The organism is Streptomyces sp. NPDC102451 (assembly GCF_044765485.1).
Taxonomy (GTDB): Bacteria; Actinomycetota; Actinomycetes; order Streptomycetales; family Streptomycetaceae; genus Streptomyces.
Genome location: NZ_JBIWKD010000004.1, coordinates 462005 through 482042 on the forward strand (window position 1 = coordinate 462005; position 20038 = coordinate 482042).

Consider the following 20038-nt stretch of genomic DNA (forward strand, 5'->3'; position numbering starts at 1 on the left):
GTATTGGACAGCAATCAATGACCGCTGACACGGTAAGGGCGACCAGGACGCACTCGCCGAGGAGCACCGTGAAGCGGACGGATACGGCCTACGGGGCCGGCAAAGTCATGTCGATGAAGGAGGCCGTGGCCGCCTTCGTGCACGACGGAGCCACCGTCAGCCTCGAAGGGTTCACCCATCTCGTCCCCACCGCCGCCGGGCACGAGATCATCCGCCAGGGCCGCAAGGACCTCACCGTCGTACGGATGACGGCGGACATCGTGGTGGACCAGATGCTCGCCGCGGGATGTGTCTCGCGGCTGGTCTCCTCCTTCGTGGGCAACTCCTCCGCCGGTTCGCTCGGTGAGCTGCGGCGCAGGATCGAGCGCGCCGACCCGGCCCCGCTGGCCTTCGAGGAGTACAGCCACTACGGGATGGTCTGCCGCTACCTCGCGGGGTCCCAGCGGCTGCCGTTCTACCCGCTGCGCAGCTACGGCGGCAGTGACCTGCCCTCCGTCAACAGCGATCTGCGCAAGGTGACCTCGCCGTATCCCGGGCCCGACGGGGAACAGGAGCAGATCTACGTCGTACCGCCGGTGAACCCGGACGTGACGATCATCCACGCCCAGCGGGCCGACCGCCGGGGCAACACCCAGATCTGGGGACTCACCGGCATCCAGGCCGAGGCGGTGTACGCAGCGGACAAGGCGATCGTCGTCGTCGAGGAGATCGTCGAGGACGAGGTGGTCCGCTCGGACCCCAACCGCACGGTCGTCCCCTCCCACGCCGTGGACGCCGTCGTCGTCTGCCCGCGCGGCGCGCACCCGTCCTTCGCGCAGGGCTACTACGACCGCGACAACGCCTTCTACCGGGCCTGGTCGCACATCAGCAAGGACCCGGAGCGGCTGCGGGCCTGGCTGGCCGAGTGGGTGTACGGAACGGCGGACCACGCCGAGTACGTCGACAAGCTGGGTGAGGACTTCTGGGCGGGGCTCGCGGTGGGCGAGGCGCTCAGCGAACCGGTGAACTACGGGCGGCGGCTGTGAGCGCGCCGCAGGGGAAGGAACACCAGATGACCACCACCGCACCGGAGAGCGTCACCTCGTCCGAGCTGCTCTCCGTCGTCGCCTCCCGCGAACTGGCTTCGCGGCGTACGGTGTTCGCCGGTATCGGGCTGCCGACACTGGCCACCGAGCTCGCCCATCTGACGGTCGCTCCGGACATCGAGGTGGTGTACGAGTCCGGGGTCTGCGGCGCGCATCCCTCGCATCTGCCGGAGACCATCGCCGACGCCGTGCTCATCTCGGGCGCGGAGGCCGTGCTGTCGATGCCGGCGCTGTTCGGCTGCGTCCTGCAGGGCGGTCACATCGACGTGGGCTTCCTCGGCGCCGCGCAGATCGACCGGTGGGGCAACCTCAACACCTCCGTCATCGGCGACTGGGAGAGCCCCGCGGTCCGGCTGCCCGGCTCGGGCGGCGCCGTCGAGGTGATGGCCAACTCCCACGAGGTGTTCGTGGTGATGCGCCGCCACAACCCGCGCTCCTTCACCGGGACCCTGGACTTCTGCACCACCCCGGGGCCCGACCGCGCGCTCGCCGAGGGCATCCGGCCGCTGGGCGCGGGTGTCACCCGGGTCATCACCGAACTGGGCATCCTGGCGCGCGAGGGCGTCGGCTCGGAGCTCGAACTGATCGCCTTGCACCCGGGGGTGACGGTGGATCAGGTGCGGGAGGCGACCGGCTGGGAGCTGAAGGTGTCCGACGAGGTCGGGACCGTGCCGCCGCCGACCGCGGCGGAGCTGCGGCTCCTGCGGGAGGACGTCGACCCCGGCCGCGTCTATCTTCGCTGAGGACACTCCCCCGATCCCGGGGAGCACTCCCCCGATCCCCACCGAGAGGACCGTAACTGCCATGCGTATCAGGATCGTCGGCGCCGGAGCCATGGGCCGCGGTATCGCCCAGTGGGCGGCGGCCGGCGGACACACCGTCGAGCTGTGCGACGTCCGGACCGAAGCGGTGACCGCGGCCGTGGACTTCGTGCGGTCCATGCTGGGGCGCGCCGTGGAGAAGGGGCGGATGTCCGCCGGGGACCGGGACGCGGCCCTGGAGCGACTGGTCCCGCTGGACGACCCGTGGGCGCCCGGCCCCGAGGTCGAGCTGGTGATCGAGGCCGTACGGGAGGACCTGGACACCAAGGCCGAGGTCTTCGGCAAGCTGGAGGAGGCCCTGCCGGACTCCGCGGTCTTCGCGACCAACACCTCGTCCCTGTCGGTGACCCGGATCGGCGCCTCGCTGCGGGACCCGGGGCGGCTCGCGGGGCTGCACTTCTTCAACCCCGTACCGCTGATGAGGATCGTCGAGGTCGTGCCGGGCGCCGCCACCCGCCCCGGGATCCCGCAGGCCCTCACGGAGCTGGTCGAGAGCTGCGGCCACCGGGCGGTCACCGTCGCCGACACCCCCGGCTTCCTGGTCAACCACGCCGGCCGGGGGCTGGTGACCGAGGCCCTGGCGCTGCTGGAGGAGTCCGTCGCCGACCCGGCGGGGATCGACCGGATCGCCCGGGACGTCCTGGGGCTGCGCATGGGCCCCTTCGAGCTCATGGACCTGACCGGGCTCGATGTCACCGCCGCCGTGATCGACTCGATCTGGCAGGGCTTCCGCCACGAGGACCGGCTCCGCCCGTCGTATCTGACCCCGAACCGGGTGACCGCGGGCCTGCACGGCCGTAAGACCGGACAGGGCTGGTTCGCATACGGCCCCGAGGCGCCCGCCGTGGCGCCGGAACCGCCGGTGACGGGGGACGCCGACCGCCCCGTGTTCGTCGCGGACGGCGCGGATGGCGCGGACGGTACGCACGCGCGGCACACGGCGGCGCTGCGGGTCACGCTGGCCGCCGCCGGGGCCACGGTCGAGTCCGGTTCCGCCCCCACCGGCGGCGCCCTGGTCCTGGTCCCCGTGTGGGGCACCACCGTGGCGGCCGCGGTGGCCTCGCTGGGGCTGCCCGCCGACCGCACCTTCGGCGTCGACCCGCTGGCCCCGGCGGGCCGTCGCCGGGTGCTCGCGGTGACGCCCGCGGCCGACCCGGCCGCCGCGCGGGACGCCCGTGCGGTCCTGGCCCGTGCGGCGGACGGCGAGGAGGCCTGGTCCGTGTCGGTGGTGCGGGACACCGCCGGTTCGGTGGCGCAGCGGCTGCTCGCCTCGGTGGTCTCGGTCGCCGCCTCGATCGCGGAGCGCTCACTGGCCACCCCGGCGGACATCGACCTCGCCGTCACGACCGGCCTCGGGTACCCGGCAGGGCCGCTGGCCTGGGGTGACCGGGTCGGCGCCGCGCGGATGCTGGAGCTCCAGCGGTCCCTGCACGCCACGACGGGCGACGACCGGTACCGGCCGACCCGGTGGCTCACCGAACGCGCTCAGCTGGGCCTGCCGCTCACGGCGCCGGGCACCTCGCCGGCCGACTGCGCCTGAACCGGGCGCCGGGGCCGTTCCCCCGAGGGCGTCGAGGGCGACCCGCCGGTCCGGCAGCTCGTGCCGGCGGGGCCGCCCTCCTCAGGGGGCGTCCTTGTCGCGGTTCCCGTCGCGGTTCCCGTGCAGACGGGACTTCACGTCGTCCGGGGGCAGGAAGCGTGACCAGCGCTCGGGGAACTCGGACGGCATGGACACGTCCTCCTCCTCGTCGTCATCGGCGTACGCGTCCCAGTTCGCCGCCCGTGCCACGAGTTCCGCGGCCTGGGCGGCCTTGATCCGGTCGCTGGCGGCGCGGGCCGCCGCCGTGGCGAGGGAGGGCCAGACGCGGTCGATCGCCGCGTTCACCGCGGCACCCACGAGTACGGCGAAAGCGGAGATACCTATCCAGAGCAGGACAGCGATGGGCGCCGCCAACGAGCCGTAGATGGTGGGCCCTTCGACCGTGCTCGTCAGATAGATCCGCAGCAGGAAGCTGCCCACCACCCACATCCCGAGCGCGACCAGCGCCCCCGGCACGTCCTCTATCCACGGCGAGCGGACGGGGACGGACACGTGGTAGAGGGTCGTCAGGAACGCGATGGACAGCAGTATCACCAGCGGCCAGTACATGACCGCGAGCACCTCGGTGCCCCACGGGACGAACTCCACCACCCGGTCGGGGCCGACCACCAGCAGCGGCAGCACCACCGCGCCGAGCAGCAGCGCGACCACGTACAGCAGGAAGGCGAGCAGACGGGTCTTGACGATGCCGCGGTGGCCGTCGAGGCCGTACATCACGGTGATGGTGTCGATGAAGACGTTCACGGCGCGTGATCCGGACCAGAGCGCGATGGCGAAGCCGAGGGAGATGACGTCGGGGCGCGCGCCCGTGGTCACGTCGGCTATCAGGGGCTTGGCGATCTCGTTGACACCGCGCTCGGACAGCACCGTCTGCACGGCGCCCAGGATGTTGCGCTCGATGGAGGCGACCGTGGTGGTGGCCGTCCAGTCGTCGACGTAACCGAGGAGCCCGATCAGGCCGAGCAGCAGCGGCGGCAGGGACAGCAGGGTGAAGAACGCCGCCTCGGCCGCGAGGCCCAGGATGCGGTACTCGACGCACGAATTGACCGTGTCCTTGAGCAATTGCCACGCCATCTGCCGCTTCGAGACGTTGCGGTAGAGAACACGGGCCCGGTGGAGCCGGCCCGGTGGCCGCTCGGGTGTTTCATTTGCTGCCTGCACCTCCTTACCGTATCGGCATGGCACCTAGCACCCACACAGTGACCAACCAGGTTCCGCCGCTGGTCGGCTATGACGTCTTCGCCGGCGACCGGGCCCTGACCGAGGCCGTCGAGCGGCACCTCGCACCCGGGATCCTCGACGAGGCCCGGGAGGAACTCGGCTCGCTGGGCCGGTCCGCAGGCTCCTTCCAGGCCCAGGAGTGGGGTGCGCAGGCGAACGAGAATCCCCCGAAGCTGCGTACGCACGACCGTTACGGGCACCGCATCGACGAGGTGGACTTCCACCCGGCCTGGCACCGGCTGCTGGGGCACGCGGTCACGGCCGGACTGACGGACGCCTGGGGCAGGCCGGGCGGCCATGTCCGGCGTGCGGCCGGGTTCCTGGTCTGGACGCAGGCCGAGGCGGGCCACGGCTGTCCGCTGTCGATGACGCACGCGGCGGTCCCGGCGCTGCGGACCGATCCGGCGCTGGCGGCGGAGTGGGAGCCGCTGCTGACCTCGCACGTGTACGAGGAGGGTCTGCGCCCCGCGTCGCAGAAGGCCGGTGTGCTCTTCGGGATGGGCATGACGGAGAAGCAGGGCGGCACCGACGTACGGTCCAACACCACCCGGGCCGAGCCGCTGTCCGGTGACGGGGAGTATCTGCTCACCGGCCACAAGTGGTTCTGTTCGGCGCCCATGTCCGACGGCTTCCTGGTGCTGGCGCAGGCGCCGGGCGGGCTGAGCTGCTTCCTCGTGCCGCGGGTCCTGCCGGACGGAGCCCGCAACGCCTTCGCGATCCAGCGCCTCAAGGACAAGCTGGGCAACAGGTCCAACGCCTCCTCCGAGGTCGAGTTCGACGGGACGTGGGCCCGCCGGGTCGGCGAGGAGGGACGGGGGGTGCGCACCATCATCGAGATGGTGGCGGCGACCCGGCTGGACTGCGTGGTCGGTTCGGCGGCGCTGATGCGCCAGGCAGTGGCACAGGCGATCCACCACAGCGCGTACCGCAGCGCGTTCGGCGGACTGCTGATCGAGAAGCCGCTGATGCGCAACGTACTGGCGGACCTGGCCCTGGAGTCGGAGGCGGCGACGACGCTCGCGATGCGGCTGGCCGCCGCGTACGACGCGGACACGGAGGAGGAGCGGGCCTTCCTGCGGATCGCGGTGCCGACGGCCAAGTACTGGGTGACGAAGCGGTGCACGGCGGTGGTCGGGGAGGCCCTGGAGTGCCTCGGCGGCAACGGTTACGTCGAGGAGTCCGGGATGCCCCGGCTGTTGCGCGAGGCCCCGCTCAACTCGATCTGGGAGGGCTCGGGCAACGTACAGGCCCTGGATGTGCTGCGGGCGCTGCAGCGTGAGCCGCAGGCGCTCAACGCCTTCCTCCAGGAGGTCGGGAAGGCGCGCGGGGCGGACCACCGGCTGGACGCGGCGATCAAGGACCTGCTGACGGAGCTGGCGGACCTGGACGCCGTCGAGGCGCGGGCCAGGCGGCTGGTGGAGCGGATGGCCCTGGTGCTGCAGGGTTCGCTGCTGCTGCGCTGGGCGCCTCCGGAGACCGCGGACGCGTTCTGCGCCTCACGGCTCGGCGGGGACTGGGGCTCGGCGTTCGGGACGCTGCCGCACAGCCTGGACCTGGCCACGGTGGTGGAGCGGGCGCGGGCCCAGGAGGGGTAGGGCCGACGGGACAAACGACGGAGGGTGGTGCTGCGCCGACACGGCACCACCCTCCACGCTTGTGCAGCACCGCACGGCGGGTCGAGGACTCTCCGCACGGTGTTCCACCACTCTTCTACGGTCCACGGCCCGGTCACCAGAGTTGCAAACGGTTGCAACCATTGCGTGGAGTGCGAGCCAACGGGCACCGTGCAGGGCAGGATGTGTCCTCGGGGCCGGGTCGCTCTCTTCCCGACCGGGCCCACGCCTTGTTGGGGGGACTCGTCATGGAATCTCACCGTGCCGCGCGGCCGCGGCCGCGGCCGGAGAACACCTCGTACCCGGCGGTGACCGAGCGTCTGATCCACCGTGCGCGGGAGGCCCGGCTGGCGGGCGAGCGCACGGCGGCGGCCCCGCGCGCGGAGATCGACGCGTCCTGGGACCGGGTGCTGCGCAGCGGGATCGATCCCGAGCAGTCCCCGGAGAGCAGGCTCCTGGAGACGGACGAGATCGAGCACCGGCGCAGGAGCACGGCGCTCGGCGAGGTCATGCCCCTGCTGCGGGAGGGGCTGGCCACGATCGCGGACGCGGCGCAGCAGATCATGGTCGTCACCGACACCGAGGGCCGGGTCCTGTGGCGCCAGGGCCACCAGGCCGTGATGCGCCGGGCCAAGGACATCTGCCTGGAGGAGGGGGCCGCCTGGGCGGAGTCGGCGACGGGGACGAACGCCATCGGTACGGCGCTCGCCGCGCGCACCCCCATCCAGGTCCACTCCGCCGAGCACTTCATCCGCGCCCTGCACAGCTGGACCTGCGCGGCGGCCCCGGTGCGCGACCCCCGGGACGGCCGGCTGATGGGCATCGTGGACATCAGCGGGCCCGCCTCCACCTTCCACCCGGCGACACTGGCGCTGGTCGGTTCGGTGGCCGCGCTGGCGGAGAGCGAGCTGCGCACCCGGCACCTGGTGGCGATCGAGCGGCTGCGCTCGGTGGCCGCCCCGCTGCTGTGCCGGCTGGGCGGCCGCGCGCTGGTGGTGGACACCCACGGCTGGCTGGCCGCCGTCAGCGGGATGCCGCCGGTGGACCGGCTGCCGCTGCCGAAGTCGCTGGAGCCGGGCACGGTGTGGCTGGCCTCGCTCGGGATGTGCCGGGTGGAGCCGCTGCCCGGGGGCTGGCTGGTGCAGGTCGCGGAGGGCGCGCACGAACGCGCGCCGCGCCGGGTGGTGCTCGACCTGAGCCGGGAGCAGGGGCTCGCGGTGCATGTGGCGGGGCCCGTGGGGAGCTGGACGCGCCGGCTCTCGCCGCGCCACGCGGAGCTGCTCTACGCGCTGGCCCTGCACCGGGAGGGGCGCACCGCTGCGGAGCTGGCCGGGGACGTCTTCGGGGACGCGTCCAGGACGGTGACGGTGCGGGCCGAGATATCGCGGATGCGCCGCCATCTCGCGGAGGTGCTGGCCCACCGCCCGTACCGTTTCCGTGAGGGCGTCGAGGTGGAGGTGGTCCACCCGGAGGTGCCGGCCGATCTGCTGCCCCGCTCGACGGCTCCGGTGGTGCTCAGGGCGCGGATGCCCGCGGGAACGGTCTGACCTGGGGGGCCGGGTTGGAGCGGGGGCCGTGGCCGTGGTTTTCTGGCCGCCATGAGCCACTCCACGCATTCCGCCCCCGCCGTCTCCGACGTGACCGTCTGGTATCTGGAGCAGACGTCGCCCGCCGATCTGAGCCCGGCCGCCGCGCCCGCGGACGGAGTGACGGTGGCCCGCGCGGGGACACCGCTGCCGGAGTTCAGCCGGTTCCTCTACACGGCGGTGGGCGGCGACGTCCGGTGGACCGACCGGCTGGGCCTCAGCTACGCGCAGTGGCAGGAGATCGTCGAGCGGCCGGCGGCCGAGACCTGGGTGGCGTACGAGAACGGGACGCCGGCCGGGTTCATCGAGCTGGACGCCCAGGAGGACGGGGCGGTCGAGATCGCCTACTTCGGCCTGATCCCGGCCTTCCGGGGCCGCCGGATCGGCGGTCACCTCCTGTCGTACGGCGTGGCGCGCGCCTGGGACCTCACCGAGCGCCATCCGGAGCGGACCCCCACCAAGAGGGTGTGGCTGCACACGTGCTCCAATGACGGCCCGCACGCGATGGACAACTACCTGCGCCGGGGTTTCCGGCTGTACGACACGAAGGTCGAGCAGGAGCCCGACGTCGTGAACCCCGGCCCCTGGCCCGGCGCGCACGCCTGATCACGGGGTCTTCGCGCCGCCTTCACACGGCGTTCGTATCGCTTTATCGACAGGGCGACGTGATCAGCGCCACATCGTCTCACATTTCGGGACCATCTCGTCCACATATTGGATCGTGGTGGACTGGCCCGAGATCCGCGTGACACGCTTCCGTCATGTCTGGAACTGGAATTGCCTTGGTGAGTCGGCGGCACGTCGACCTCGGCCGCATGTCCAGCGCCATCTGTCCGGTCCGCTGAGAGTCACCAGCACCGAGATCTCCTGAAGTCCGCTCCACCCCTGCGCACCGCCGCGCCTCACGCGAGTGTGCAGTTCAGAGCCGCCCTCCTGCAGTCCCGAAGGACGTATCGCCATGGCCGCCATCCCCGAGAAGCCTGCTACCGCCACGCCCCGCCGCAAGGCCGGACGTCACCGTGGTGAAGGTCAGTGGGCCATGGGTCACTTCACCCCGCTCAACGGGAACGAGCAGTTCAAGAAGGACGACGACAGTCTCAACGTGCGGACGCGCATTGAGACGATCTACTCGAAGCGTGGATTCGACTCCATCGACCCGAACGACCTCCGCGGTCGTATGCGCTGGTGGGGGCTGTACACCCAGCGCCGCCCCGGCATCGACGGCGGCAAGACCGCCGTGCTGGAGCCGGAGGAGCTGGACGACCGCTACTTCATGCTGCGCGTGCGCATCGACGGCGGGAAGCTGACGACCGCGCAGCTGCGTGTCATCGGCGAGATCTCGCAGGAGTACGCGCGCGGCACCGCCGACATCACCGACCGGCAGAACGTCCAGCTGCACTGGATCCGCATCGAGGATGTCCCGGCGATCTGGGAGAAGCTCGAAGCGGTCGGGCTGTCGACCACCGAGGCCTGCGGTGACTGCCCCCGCGTGATCATCGGTTCGCCGGTGGCGGGCATCGCCGCCGACGAGATCATCGACGGCACCCCCGCGGTCGAGGAGATCCACGAGCGGTACATCGGCAGCAAGGAGTTCTCCAACCTGCCCCGCAAGTTCAAGACCGCGATCTCGGGCTCGCCGGTCCAGGACGTGGTGCACGAGATCAACGACATCGCGTTCGTGGGCGTCGACCACCCCGAGCACGGCCCCGGCTTCGACCTGTGGGTCGGCGGCGGGCTCTCCACCAACCCGCGGTTCGCCGAGCGCCTCGGCGCCTGGGTGCCGCTGGACGAGGTCCCCGACGTCTGGGCCGGTGTCGTCGGGATCTTCCGCGACTACGGCTACCGCCGGCTGCGCACCCGCGCCCGCCTGAAGTTCCTGATGGCCGACTGGGGCCCGGAGAAGTTCCGCCAGATCCTCCAGGACGAGTACCTCAAGCGCCCGATGCTGGACGGTCCGCCGCCCGCGCAGCCCTCCTCCCGCTGGCGCGACCACATCGGTGTGCACGCCCAGCAGGACGGCCGCTTCTACGTGGGCTTCGCCCCGCGCGTCGGCCGGGTGGACGGCTCCACCCTGGCCAAGATCGCCGACCTGGCCGAGGCGCACGGCTCGGGCCGGGTCCGCACCACCGTCGAGCAGAAGATGCTCATCCTCGACGTCGAGCAGGACCGGATCGAGTCCCTGACCGCCGGCCTGGAGGCACTGGACTTCCAGGTGCACGCCACCCCCTTCCGGCGCGGCACGATGGCCTGCACCGGCATCGAGTTCTGCAAGCTGGCGATCGTCGAGACGAAGGCGCGCGGCGCCGCGCTCATCGACGAACTGGAGCGCCGCATGCCGGACTTCGAGGAGCCGCTCTCCATCAACATCAACGGCTGCCCCAACGCCTGCGCCCGCATCCAGACCGCGGACATCGGTCTCAAGGGCCAGCTCATGCTGGACGGCGAGGGCAACCAGGTCGAGGGCTACCAGGTGCACCTCGGCGGCGCGCTCGGCCTGGAGGCCGGCTTCGGCCGCAAGGTCCGCGGCCTGAAGGTCACCTCGGCCGAACTCCCGGACTACGTCGAGCGGGTGCTCGGGAAGTTCCAGGAGGAGCGCGAGGACGGCGAGCGCTTCGCGACCTGGGCCGCCAGGGCCAGTGCGGAGTCGCTGTCATGAGCGAACGAGCCGCGCCGTTCTACTGCCCGTACTGCGGCGACGAGGACCTGCGCCCGCACGAGACCGGGCACGGCGCCTGGGAATGTGCTTCCTGCAATCGCGCGTTCCAGCTGAAGTTCCTGGGCCTGCTGGCCCAGGGGCTCCAGCGCAACGACGTGGAAGGGGACGGGACATGACGGACACGCTGCACGCCGCCGAGCTCACCGACGAGGCACTGAGGGACCTGGCCGAGCGGGCCGGGCGCGAGCTGGAGGACGCCTCCGCGAGCGACATCCTGACCTGGGCGGCCGACACCTTCGGCAAGCGCTTCTGCGTCACCTCCTCCATGGAGGACGCGGTCGTCGCCCACCTCGCCTCCCGGGTCTTCCCCGGCGTGGACGTGGTCTTCCTCGACACCGGCTACCACTTCGAGGAGACCATCGGCACCCGGGACGCGGTGGACGCCGTGATGGACGTCAACCTCATCACGCTGACCCCGCGTCAGTCGGTGGCCGAACAGGACGCCGAGTACGGGCCGAAGCTGCACGACCGCGACCCCGACCTGTGCTGCGCGCTGCGCAAGGTCAAGCCGCTGGAGGAGGGGCTGACGGCGTACGCCGCCTGGGCGACCGGGCTGCGCCGCGACGAGTCCCCGACCCGGGCGAACACCCCGGTCGTCGGCTGGGACGAGAAGCGCCGCAAGGTCAAGGTCTCACCGATCGCCCGCTGGACGCAGGACGACGTGGACGCGTACGTCGCCGAACACGGCGTACTGACCAACCCGCTGCTGATGGACGGCTACGCCTCCGTCGGCTGCGCGCCCTGCACCCGCCGGGTGCTGGAGGGCGAGGACGCACGGGCCGGCCGCTGGGCCGGGCGGGGCAAGACCGAATGCGGGCTGCACGGCTGATGACGACTGATCAGGAGATATCGATGAGCGTGACGGAGACGGGAGCCACCGTCTGGCTCACCGGTCTGCCGAGCGCGGGCAAGACCACCATCGCCTACGAGCTGGCCGGCCGGCTGCGCGCCGACGGCCACCGGGTCGAGGTGCTCGACGGTGACGAGATCCGGGAGTTCCTCTCCGCGGGCCTCGGCTTCTCCCGCGAGGACCGGCACACGAACGTCCAGCGGATCGGCTTCGTCGCCGAACTGCTGGCGGCCAACGGCGTCAAGGCCCTCGTCCCCGTCATCGCGCCGTACGCCGACAGCCGGGACGCGGTGCGCAAGCGCCACCAGCAGGAGGGCACCGCGTATCTGGAGGTGCACGTCGCGACCCCGGTCGAGGTGTGCTCCGAGCGCGATGTGAAGGGGCTGTACGCCAAGCAGGCAGCCGGCGAGATCAGTGGCCTCACCGGGGTCGACGACCCCTACGAGGCACCCGAGTCGCCGGATCTGCGGATCGAGTCGCACCAGCAGACCGTGCAGGAGTCCGCAGCGGCGCTCCGTGCGCTGCTCACCGAGAGGGGCCTGGCGTGAGCACCGTCGCCACCGTGCCGGAAGGCACCGTCAACCCGTACGCGCTGAGCCACCTGGACTCCCTGGAGTCGGAGGCGGTGCACATCTTCCGTGAGGTGGCGGGTGAGTTCGAGCGGCCGGTGATCCTCTTCTCCGGCGGCAAGGACTCGATCCTGATGCTGCACCTCGCGCTGAAGGCGTTCGCCCCCGCGCCGGTCCCCTTCACGCTGCTCCACGTGGACACCGGGCACAACTTCCCCGAGGTCCTCGAATACCGCGACCGCACCGTCGAGAGGCACGGGCTGCGCCTGCACGTCGCCTCCGTCCAGGAGTACATCGACGCGGGCAAGCTCCGCGAGCGCCCCGACGGCACCCGCAACCCGCTGCAGACGGTGCCGCTCACCGAGGCCATCCAGCAGCACCGCTTCGACGCCGTGTTCGGCGGCGGACGGCGCGACGAGGAGAAGGCCCGGGCCAAGGAGCGCGTCTTCTCCCTGCGCGACGAGTTCTCCCAGTGGGACCCGCGCCGCCAGCGCCCCGAGCTGTGGCAGCTCTACAACGGCCGCCACGCCGCAGGCGAGCACGTCCGGGTCTTCCCGATCTCCAACTGGACCGAGCTGGACGTCTGGCAGTACATCGAGCGCGAGGGCATCGAGCTCCCGGAGATCTACTTCGCCCATGAGCGCGAGGTCTTCAGCCGCTCCGGCATGTGGCTGACCGCCGGCGACTGGGGCGGCCCCAAGGACCACGAGAAGGTGGAGACCCGGCAGGTGCGCTACCGCACCGTCGGCGACATGTCCTGCACCGGCGCCGTCGACTCCGACGCCACCACCCTGGACGCCGTGATCACCGAGATCGCCGCCTCCCGGCTCACCGAGCGGGGTGCCACCCGCGCCGACGACAAGATGTCCGAGGCCGCGATGGAAGACCGCAAGCGCGAGGGGTACTTCTGAGGGCCTCTCGTGTGGATCATGCCGGGGCTCGCGGGCCCTGGCACCGCACCTCGCGGCGTTGTCGTCAGTCGACGACGCTCCGCGTCGCCTCCCTCCTCCGCCTTGCGATGCACGGCACCAGACCCCGCTCCCTGACCCGGCCTGATCCACACGAGAGGCCCACCATGACCACGACCACCACCACCGAGCAGCTCTCGGCCACCACCCTGCTGCGGTTCGCCACCGCCGGGTCCGTCGACGACGGCAAGTCGACCCTCGTCGGACGACTGCTGCACGACTCGAAGTCGGTCCTCACCGACCAGCTGGAAGCCGTCGCGCTGGCCTCCACCAACCGCGGCCAGGAGGCGCCCGACCTGGCGCTGCTGACCGACGGGCTGCGCGCCGAGCGCGAGCAGGGCATCACCATCGACGTGGCGTACCGCTACTTCGCCACGCCGCGCCGCCGCTTCATCCTCGCGGACACCCCGGGCCATGTGCAGTACACCCGCAACATGGTGACCGGCGCCTCGACGGCCGAGCTGGCCGTCGTCCTCGTCGACGCCCGCAACGGCGTGGTCGAGCAGACCCGCCGGCACGCCGCCGTCGCGGCCCTCCTGCGCGTCCCGCACGTCGTGCTCGCCGTGAACAAGATGGACCTGGTGGACTACGCGGAGCCGGTGTTCGCCGCGATCGCCGAGGAGTTCACCGCGTACGCCGCCTCCCTCGGCGTCCCGGAGATCACCGCGATCCCGATCTCGGCGCTGGCCGGCGACAACGTCGTGGAGCCCTCCGCCCACATGGACTGGTACGGCGGCCCGACGGTCCTGGAGCACCTGGAGACGGTGCCGGTCAGCCACGACCTCACCGAGTGCCACGCGCGCTTCCCGGTGCAGTACGTGATCCGCCCGCAGACCGCCGAACACCCCGACTACCGGGGGTACGCCGGTCAGATCGCCGCCGGGGTGTTCCGGGTCGGCGAGAGCGTCTCCGTACTGCCGTCCGGACGCACCACGACGATCGAGGGCATCGACGCGCTCGGTGAGAGCGTCGACATCGCCTGGGCCCCGCAGTCGGTGACGATCCGGCTCGCCGACGACATCGACATCTCGCGCGGCGACCTGATCGCACCGGCCGACGACGCCCCCGCCGTCACGCAGGACGTCGAGGCGACCGTCTGCCACGTGGCCGACCGGCCGCTCACCGTGGGCCAGCGGGTGCTGCTCAAGCACACCACCCGCACGGTCAAGGCGATCGTCAAGGACATCCCGTCGCGGCTGACGCTGGACGACCTCTCCCAGCACCCGGCCCCCGGGCAGCTGGTGGCCAACGACATCGGCCGGGTCGTGGTCCGTACCGCCGAGCCCCTCGCGCTCGACGCCTACGCGGACTCGCGGCGCACCGGCTCGTTCCTGCTGATCGACCCCGCCGACGGTACGACGCTGACGGCCGGCATGGCGGGCGCCTCGTTCGCCGCCGTCACCGACGGGGCCACGGACGCGGACACCACCGCCGAGGACGCGGAGTGGGACTTCTGATGATCACCGATTTCTTCTCGACCTTCGCGAAGGAGGGCGGCCGGGTCGGCAGCGGCGCCCTCGGCAGCGGCCAGGGCGGGGTCGGGCGATGTGCGTGATGACGTACGCGCACTGCCTGCGCGCCCGCCTGCACGACCCGCACCGCCAGTTCAGACGAAGACCTGCCGACCGCCCGGCCGCGCCACCCGACTCCAGGGGGACGTGAGCACCGGGCCAACGAGAGGAAAGCCTCCCGTGCCTGCCACCCGTACCACTGTCCGCCGCAGCCTCGCCGCTGCCGCCGCTCTGCCGCTGCTCGCCGTGGCACTCACCGCTTGCGGCTACGGCTCCGAGGCGAAGGACGACGACTCCGAGAAGTCGAGCGTCTCCGCCGACGGGAAGAAGCTCTCGGCCGACACCGTGAAGATCGGGTACTTCCCGAACCTCACGCACGCCACCGCCCTGGTCGGTATCCAGGAAGGCCTCATCGCCAAGGAGCTGGGCGGCACCACGGTCAAGCCCTCGACCTTCAACGCCGGGCCCTCCGAGATCGAGGCGCTCAACGCGGGTTCGATCGACATCGGCTTCATCGGCCCCTCCCCCTCGATCAACGGCTACAGCAAGTCCAAGGGCCAGAGCCTGCGGATCATCGGCGGTTCGGCCTCCGGCGGCGTGAAGCTCGTCGTGAACCCGAAGAAGATCAAGACCCTGGACGACCTCAAGGGCAAGAAGATCGCCACCCCGCAGCTCGGCAACACCCAGGACGTGGCGTTCCTCAACTGGATTGCCGAGAAGGGCTGGAAGGTCGACGCGCAGAGCGGCAAGGGCGACGTCTCCGTGGTCCGCTCGGACAACAAGGTGACCCCGGACGCCTTCAAGGCCGGTTCCCTGGACGGCGCCTGGGTCCCGGAGCCGACCGCTTCGAAGCTGGTCGCCGAGGGCGGCAAGGTCCTGCTCGACGAGTCGACGCTGTGGCCGGACGACAAGTTCGTCATCACCAACATCATCGTGTCGCAGAAGTTCCTCTCCGAGCACCCTGACGTCGTGGACGCGGTGCTGCGCGGCACGGTGAACACCAACAAGTGGATCAACGCCAACCCGGACGAGGCGAAGGCCTCGGCCAACACGGCGCTGGAGAAGCTGAGCGGCAAGGCGCTGCCCGCCGAGGTCCTCGACCCGGCGTGGAAGTCCATCCAGATCACCGACGACCCGCTGGCCGCGACGCTCCAGGCGCAGGCGGACCACGCGGTCGGTGCCGGTCTGCTGGAGAAGCCCGACCTCAACGGCATCTACGACCTGAAGCCGCTGAACAAGATTCTCAAGGCCGCGGGGCAGCCCGAGGTCGCCGACGCTGGTCTCGGCGTCAAGTAACCGACCGACCGCACCAGGATCCCTGATGACTCCCAGGAGGTGACGACCATGGCGACCACCACCCTCACCAAGGCCGAGGACCGTGCAGCGGTCGAGCACGCCGCTCGTCTCACGAACGTGTCCAAGTCCTTCTCCGGACCCACGGGGCAGCAGCTCGTCCTGGACGACATCTCGCTCGATGTCGCTCCGGGCGAGTTCGTCACCCTCCTGGGAGCCTCCGGGTGCGGAAAGTCGACCCTGCTCAACCTGGTGGCAGGACTCGACCGCCCGACCGCGGGGTCCATCGAGACCCCCGGCGGGCGGCCGGCCCTGATGTTCCAGGAGCACGCCCTCTTCCCGTGGCTGACCGCGGGCAAGAACATCGAACTGGCCCTGCGGCTGCGCGGGGTACCGAAGTCGGACCGCCGCCCCGAGGCGGAGCGGCTGCTCGAACTCGTGCGCCTCGGCGGGGCGTACGGGAAGCGGGTGCACGAGCTCTCCGGCGGCATGCGGCAGCGGGTGGCGATGGCCAGGGCGCTCGCCCAGGACAGCCAACTGCTGCTGATGGACGAGCCGTTCGCCGCACTCGACGCCATCACCCGCGATGTGCTGCACGACGAACTGACCCGGATCTGGCGCGAGACGAACGCCTCCGTCCTCTTCGTCACCCACAACGTGCGCGAGGCGGTACGGCTCGCCCAGCGCGTCATCCTGCTGTCCTCGCGGCCCGGCCGGATCGCCCGGGAGTGGACGGTCGACATCGAGCAGCCTCGCCGCATCGAGGACACCGCCGTGGCGGAGCTGTCCGTCGAGATCACCGAACAACTGCGTGGGGAGATCCGCCGACATGGCCAGCACTGAAACGAAGGCCGACGACCTGGCGGGACTCGAAGCGGGCCTGGACGCGCTCGACGCCGTACAGGTGCGCAGGACGCCGGCCCGCGAGATCCTGCTCAACAAGGTCCTGCCGCCGGTCGTCGCGGTCGTCCTGGTGGTCCTCGTCTGGCAGCTGCTGGTCTGGGCGAAGGTCACCGACGACTACAAGCTGCCGCCGCCGCTGGCGGTCTGGGACAGCCTGACCGACATGTGGGCGCAGGGCACCCTGCTGGAGGTCATCTGGACCAGCGTGTCGCGCGGTCTGCTCGGCTTCGTGATGGCCGTCGCGATCGGCACCCCGCTGGGTCTCCTGGTCGCGCGGGTGAAGGTGGTCAGGGCGGCGATCGGCCCGATCCTGTCCGGGCTGCAGTCCCTGCCGTCCGTGGCGTGGGTGGCGCCCGCCATCATCTGGCTCGGCCTCGACGACAAGACGATGTACGCGGTGATCCTGCTCGGCGCGGTGCCGTCCGTCGCCAACGGCCTGGTCTCCGGCGTCGACCAGGTGCCGCCGCTGTTCCTGCGCGCGGGCCGCACGATCGGCGCGACGGGGCTGCGCGGGACGATCCACATCGTCCTGCCGGCCGCGCTGCCCGGTTATCTGGCGGGCCTCAAGCAGGGCTGGGCGTTCTCCTGGCGCTCGCTCATGGCCGCCGAGATCATCGCCTCCTCGCCCGACCTGGGCCTGGGCCTCGGCCAGTTGCTGGAGAACGGCCGGAACAACTTCGACATGCCGGGGATCTTCCTGGCGATCCTCCTGATCCTGTTCGTCGGCATCGCGATCGACCTGCTGATCTTCAGTCCGCTGGAGCGGCGGGTGCTGCGCAGCCGCGGTCTCCTCGTCAAGAGCTGAGTTCTCATGGCCTCCCCCGTCCTGCTCGTCATCGCCCACGGCAGCCGCGACCCGCGGCACGCGGCGACCGTGCACGCGCTCACCGCGCGGGTACGGGCGCTGCGGCCCGGGCTGCGGGTGGAGACGGGCTTCCTGGAGTTCAACGCCCCGTCCGTGCCCAGGGTGCTGGAGCGCCTGGCCGCGGAGGGGGCGGACGAGATCGTCGCGCTCCCCCTGCTGCTGACCCGGGCCTTCCACGCGAAGTCGGACATCCCCTCGGTGCTGCGCGAGGCCCGCGCGCGGCTGCCGCGGCTGCGGATCAGCCAGGCCGACGTCCTCGGTCCGTCCCCGCTCCTGAACGCGGCCCTGGAACAGCGGCTGTACGAGGCCGGGGCTGCCCCCGGCGACAAGGGCTCGACCGGGCTGGTCCTGGCGTCGGCGGGCTCCACAGACCCGGAGGCGATCGCAGTGATCGCTGAAATCGCGCGGGAGCTGCGGCACACCGGTTGGTGCGCCGTGCGGCCTGCGTTCGCCTCCGCATCCCTTCCCCGTACCGCGGACGTCGTACGCGCCCTGCGGGCCGACGGCGTACGCCGGGTCGCGGTGGCTCCGTACGTCATCGCCCCCGGCCGCCTCCCGGACCGTATCGCCGCGGGCGGGGAGGAGGCCGGGGCGGATGTGCTCGCCGGCGTCCTGGGCCCGTCCCCCGCCCTGGCCCGGCTGCTGCTGACCCGCTACGACGAGGCGCGGGTGCCGGTGGCCGGGGCGCTGAGCGCCTGACCCGTGTCCGCCAGGTCCAGGCTGCCGGTGCGCTCCCGCTTCAGCTCGAAGAAGTCCGGGTGGCCGGCCAGGACCCGGAAGCTGTCGAAGAGCCGTGCCGCCTCCTCGCCCCTCGGTACGGAGTTGAGCACCGGGCCGAACCACACGGTGCCGTCGACATGGATCGTGGGGGTGCCGACGTACGAGCCGGCGGCGGGGTCCTTCCCCCGGTCGTGGCTGCGGCGTACGGCTTCGTCGTACGTGTCGGTGTGCGCGGCCTCCGCGAGTGCGGCGGGCAGGCCCAGTTCGGCGAGGGACTCGGCGACGACGGCGTCGAAGTCCTCGTTCTTCCCCGGGTGGATGCGGGTGCCCAGGGCGGTGTAGAGGTCCCGGAGGATGCCGGGCCCGTGGTGCTCCGCCGCGGCGGCGGCCACCCGGACGGGGCCGATCGACTTGTCGACCAGCTCGCGGTACCAGTCGGGGAGTTCGTTGCCGGTGTTGTGGAGGTGGAGGCTCATGACGTGGAAGCGGAGCTCGATGTCGCGCTCGCGCTCGACCTCCAGCATCCAGCGGGAGGCGATCCAGGCGAACGGGCAGGCGGGGTCGAAGTAGAAGTCGACCGCCGTCCTGCCCGCCGTGTCGTTCACGTGGGTGCTCATGCGAGGAGCCTAGGGAGACCGTGGCCCGCGCCTCTGGGCCAATCCGCAGGCGTTCCGCTGGGCCACCTCCCGCCTCCTCAGGACGCCGCGTCGGCCAGGGCGGTGAGCTCGGCCACCGTCATCGAGCCGGCGGCCCGCCGCTCCCGGGCAAAGGTGTTCGCGGTGCGCCGCAGGACGTCGTTGACGGGTGTCGGGATGCCGTGCAGCCGGCCGAGCAGGACGATCTCCCCGTTGAGGTAGTCGGCCTCGATGGTGCCCGTGCCGCGGCTGAGGCTCTGCCAGGAGGACCCTCCGCCGCGCTCGGAGCCGTCGAGCGGGTCGAAGCGGATCCTTCCGCCGCGGGCCGCCTCCTGCTCCGCGCTCCCCGTCGCCTCGATGCCGGCCGCCGCGAACACCGCCCGCGCCTCCGCCCGGGCCCGGTCGAAGAGGGCGAAGCCGTCGGGGCCGCTGAGCACTCCGGTGGCCGCCTCGATCGCGTTGGCGAGGTTGGAGAGCAGCTTGGCGTACTTCCAGCGCATCACGTCGGGGACGACGGGGGCCTCCAGTGTCGCCTTCTCCCAGTCCGCGGCGACGGCGCGCACGGTGTCGTCGGTTCCGGACGGGTACCGGCCGAGGTGCAGGATTCCGGTGACCGGGGCTCCGGGGGCGAGCACCCTGCCCGGCTCCACGAAGGTCGCGGGGAGGAAGACGCAGCAGCCGTAGACGCGGTGGAACCGGCGCAGTGCCAGGCGTTCACTCTCCACGCCGTTCTGCGCGCAGATCAGGGGGAGCCGCTCCCCCGCCGTTCCGCCGCCGGCCACCGGCCGCACGCTCCAGGCGTCGAGCGCGGCGACGCTGTCCTGCGTCTTGACGGCGAGGACGAGGACGTCGTCCGGGCCGAGGTCTACCGACTGCAGGCCGTCGGCGACGGGGAGCCGGTGGGTGCGGGTGCCCTCGGGTGTGGTGAGGCGCAGCCCGTCCTCGCGCAGGGCGTCGTACTGCGCCCCGCGCGCGACGAGCACCACCTCGTGGCCCGCCTCCGCGAGCCGTCCGCCTATGGCGCCGCCGACGGCGCCCGTTCCGATGATGATGTAGCGCATGCCCGTGAGCCTGGCACAGCG

General features: G+C 71.6%; 20 protein-coding genes. 17 read left to right on the top strand and 3 right to left on the bottom strand.

Annotated elements, in window-relative coordinates; all coding sequences use genetic code 11:
- Positions 1-107 precede the first annotated feature (107 nt).
- The 3 genes from ACIRD8_RS12335 to ACIRD8_RS12345 all read left to right on the top strand — a co-directional run bounded on the left by ACIRD8_RS12335 (position 108) and on the right by ACIRD8_RS12345 (position 3446).
- Positions 108-1025 carry a CoA transferase subunit A gene (locus ACIRD8_RS12335; protein WP_403989672.1) on the top strand — a complete coding sequence of 306 codons (918 nt, stop codon included), beginning with the start codon at positions 108-110 and terminating at the stop codon, positions 1023-1025.
- Positions 1026-1051: 26 nt separating this feature from the next.
- Positions 1052-1828: a CoA-transferase subunit beta gene (locus ACIRD8_RS12340; protein WP_403989428.1), complete on the top strand. Its 777-nt coding sequence runs from the start codon at positions 1052-1054 to the stop codon at positions 1826-1828.
- A 61-nt stretch (positions 1829-1889) separates the two neighbouring features.
- On the top strand, positions 1890-3446 hold the full coding sequence (locus tag ACIRD8_RS12345) for a 3-hydroxyacyl-CoA dehydrogenase (protein WP_403989430.1): 1557 nt from the start codon (positions 1890-1892) through the stop codon (positions 3444-3446).
- Positions 3447-3527: 81 nt separating this feature from the next.
- Here ACIRD8_RS12345 and ACIRD8_RS12350 read toward each other — a convergent pair whose 3' ends face one another.
- Positions 3528-4667, bottom strand: coding sequence for a YihY/virulence factor BrkB family protein (locus ACIRD8_RS12350; protein WP_403989431.1), 1140 nt, complete (start codon positions 4665-4667; stop codon positions 3528-3530).
- A 17-nt stretch (positions 4668-4684) separates the two neighbouring features.
- Between ACIRD8_RS12350 and ACIRD8_RS12355 the strand changes: the two genes are divergently transcribed.
- The 14 genes from ACIRD8_RS12355 (at position 4685) to ACIRD8_RS12420 (ending at position 18300) form a co-directional block, all read left to right on the top strand.
- Positions 4685-6322 (top strand): acyl-CoA dehydrogenase family protein, encoded by a 1638-nt coding sequence (locus tag ACIRD8_RS12355; protein WP_403989432.1) that lies wholly within the window; start codon positions 4685-4687, stop codon positions 6320-6322.
- 266 nt (positions 6323-6588) lie between these two features.
- Positions 6589-7887 (top strand): GAF domain-containing protein, encoded by a 1299-nt coding sequence (locus ACIRD8_RS12360; RefSeq protein ID WP_403989434.1) that lies wholly within the window; start codon positions 6589-6591, stop codon positions 7885-7887.
- Positions 7888-7938: 51 nt separating this feature from the next.
- Positions 7939-8532, top strand: coding sequence for a GNAT family N-acetyltransferase (locus ACIRD8_RS12365; protein ID WP_403989436.1), 594 nt, complete (start codon positions 7939-7941; stop codon positions 8530-8532).
- A gap of 155 nt (positions 8533-8687) precedes the next feature.
- Entirely contained in the window at positions 8688-8771 is an 84-nt protein-coding gene (locus ACIRD8_RS12370; protein WP_349817346.1) for a putative leader peptide, read from the top strand.
- Positions 8772-8884: 113 nt separating this feature from the next.
- Positions 8885-10582, top strand: coding sequence for a nitrite/sulfite reductase (locus ACIRD8_RS12375; RefSeq protein ID WP_403989438.1), 1698 nt, complete (start codon positions 8885-8887; stop codon positions 10580-10582).
- Positions 10579-10758, top strand: a complete 180-nt coding sequence (locus ACIRD8_RS12380) for a hypothetical protein (RefSeq protein WP_104784589.1) — start codon at positions 10579-10581, stop codon at positions 10756-10758. Before ACIRD8_RS12375 ends, ACIRD8_RS12380 begins: the two co-directional genes overlap by 4 nt.
- The gene (locus ACIRD8_RS12385; protein ID WP_403989440.1) at positions 10755-11471 is read left to right on the top strand and encodes a phosphoadenylyl-sulfate reductase; all 717 of its coding nucleotides are present in this window, start codon (positions 10755-10757) and stop codon (positions 11469-11471) included. The genes ACIRD8_RS12380 and ACIRD8_RS12385 overlap by 4 nt, the downstream gene beginning before the upstream one ends.
- On the top strand, positions 11471-12040 hold the full coding sequence (gene cysC / locus ACIRD8_RS12390; protein WP_099174957.1) for an adenylyl-sulfate kinase: 570 nt from the start codon (positions 11471-11473) through the stop codon (positions 12038-12040). The genes ACIRD8_RS12385 and cysC overlap by 1 nt, the downstream gene beginning before the upstream one ends.
- On the top strand, positions 12037-12972 hold the full coding sequence (gene cysD / locus ACIRD8_RS12395; protein ID WP_403989442.1) for a sulfate adenylyltransferase subunit CysD: 936 nt from the start codon (positions 12037-12039) through the stop codon (positions 12970-12972). The genes cysC and cysD overlap by 4 nt, the downstream gene beginning before the upstream one ends.
- A 164-nt stretch (positions 12973-13136) precedes the next feature.
- Positions 13137-14486 carry a sulfate adenylyltransferase subunit 1 gene (locus tag ACIRD8_RS12400; RefSeq protein ID WP_403989444.1) on the top strand — a complete coding sequence of 450 codons (1350 nt, stop codon included), beginning with the start codon at positions 13137-13139 and terminating at the stop codon, positions 14484-14486.
- Between the two features lie 234 nt (positions 14487-14720).
- Positions 14721-15836: an aliphatic sulfonate ABC transporter substrate-binding protein gene (locus ACIRD8_RS12405; protein ID WP_403989446.1), complete on the top strand. Its 1116-nt coding sequence runs from the start codon at positions 14721-14723 to the stop codon at positions 15834-15836.
- A 48-nt stretch (positions 15837-15884) separates the two neighbouring features.
- Positions 15885-16676, top strand: a complete 792-nt coding sequence (locus tag ACIRD8_RS12410) for an ABC transporter ATP-binding protein (protein WP_403989448.1) — start codon at positions 15885-15887, stop codon at positions 16674-16676.
- On the top strand, positions 16663-17541 hold the full coding sequence (locus ACIRD8_RS12415; RefSeq protein WP_403989450.1) for an ABC transporter permease: 879 nt from the start codon (positions 16663-16665) through the stop codon (positions 17539-17541). Before ACIRD8_RS12410 ends, ACIRD8_RS12415 begins: the two co-directional genes overlap by 14 nt.
- Positions 17542-17547: 6 nt before the next feature.
- Entirely contained in the window at positions 17548-18300 is a 753-nt protein-coding gene (locus ACIRD8_RS12420) for a sirohydrochlorin chelatase (RefSeq protein ID WP_403989452.1), read from the top strand.
- Here the strand turns inward: ACIRD8_RS12420 and ACIRD8_RS12425 are convergent.
- Positions 18255-18938: a DsbA family protein gene (locus ACIRD8_RS12425; RefSeq protein ID WP_403989454.1), complete on the bottom strand. Its 684-nt coding sequence runs from the start codon at positions 18936-18938 to the stop codon at positions 18255-18257. The genes ACIRD8_RS12420 and ACIRD8_RS12425 overlap by 46 nt on opposite strands.
- Positions 18939-19015: 77 nt before the next feature.
- Positions 19016-20017 carry a ketopantoate reductase family protein gene (locus ACIRD8_RS12430; RefSeq protein WP_403989456.1) on the bottom strand — a complete coding sequence of 334 codons (1002 nt, stop codon included), beginning with the start codon at positions 20015-20017 and terminating at the stop codon, positions 19016-19018.
- Positions 20018-20038 lie beyond the last annotated feature (21 nt).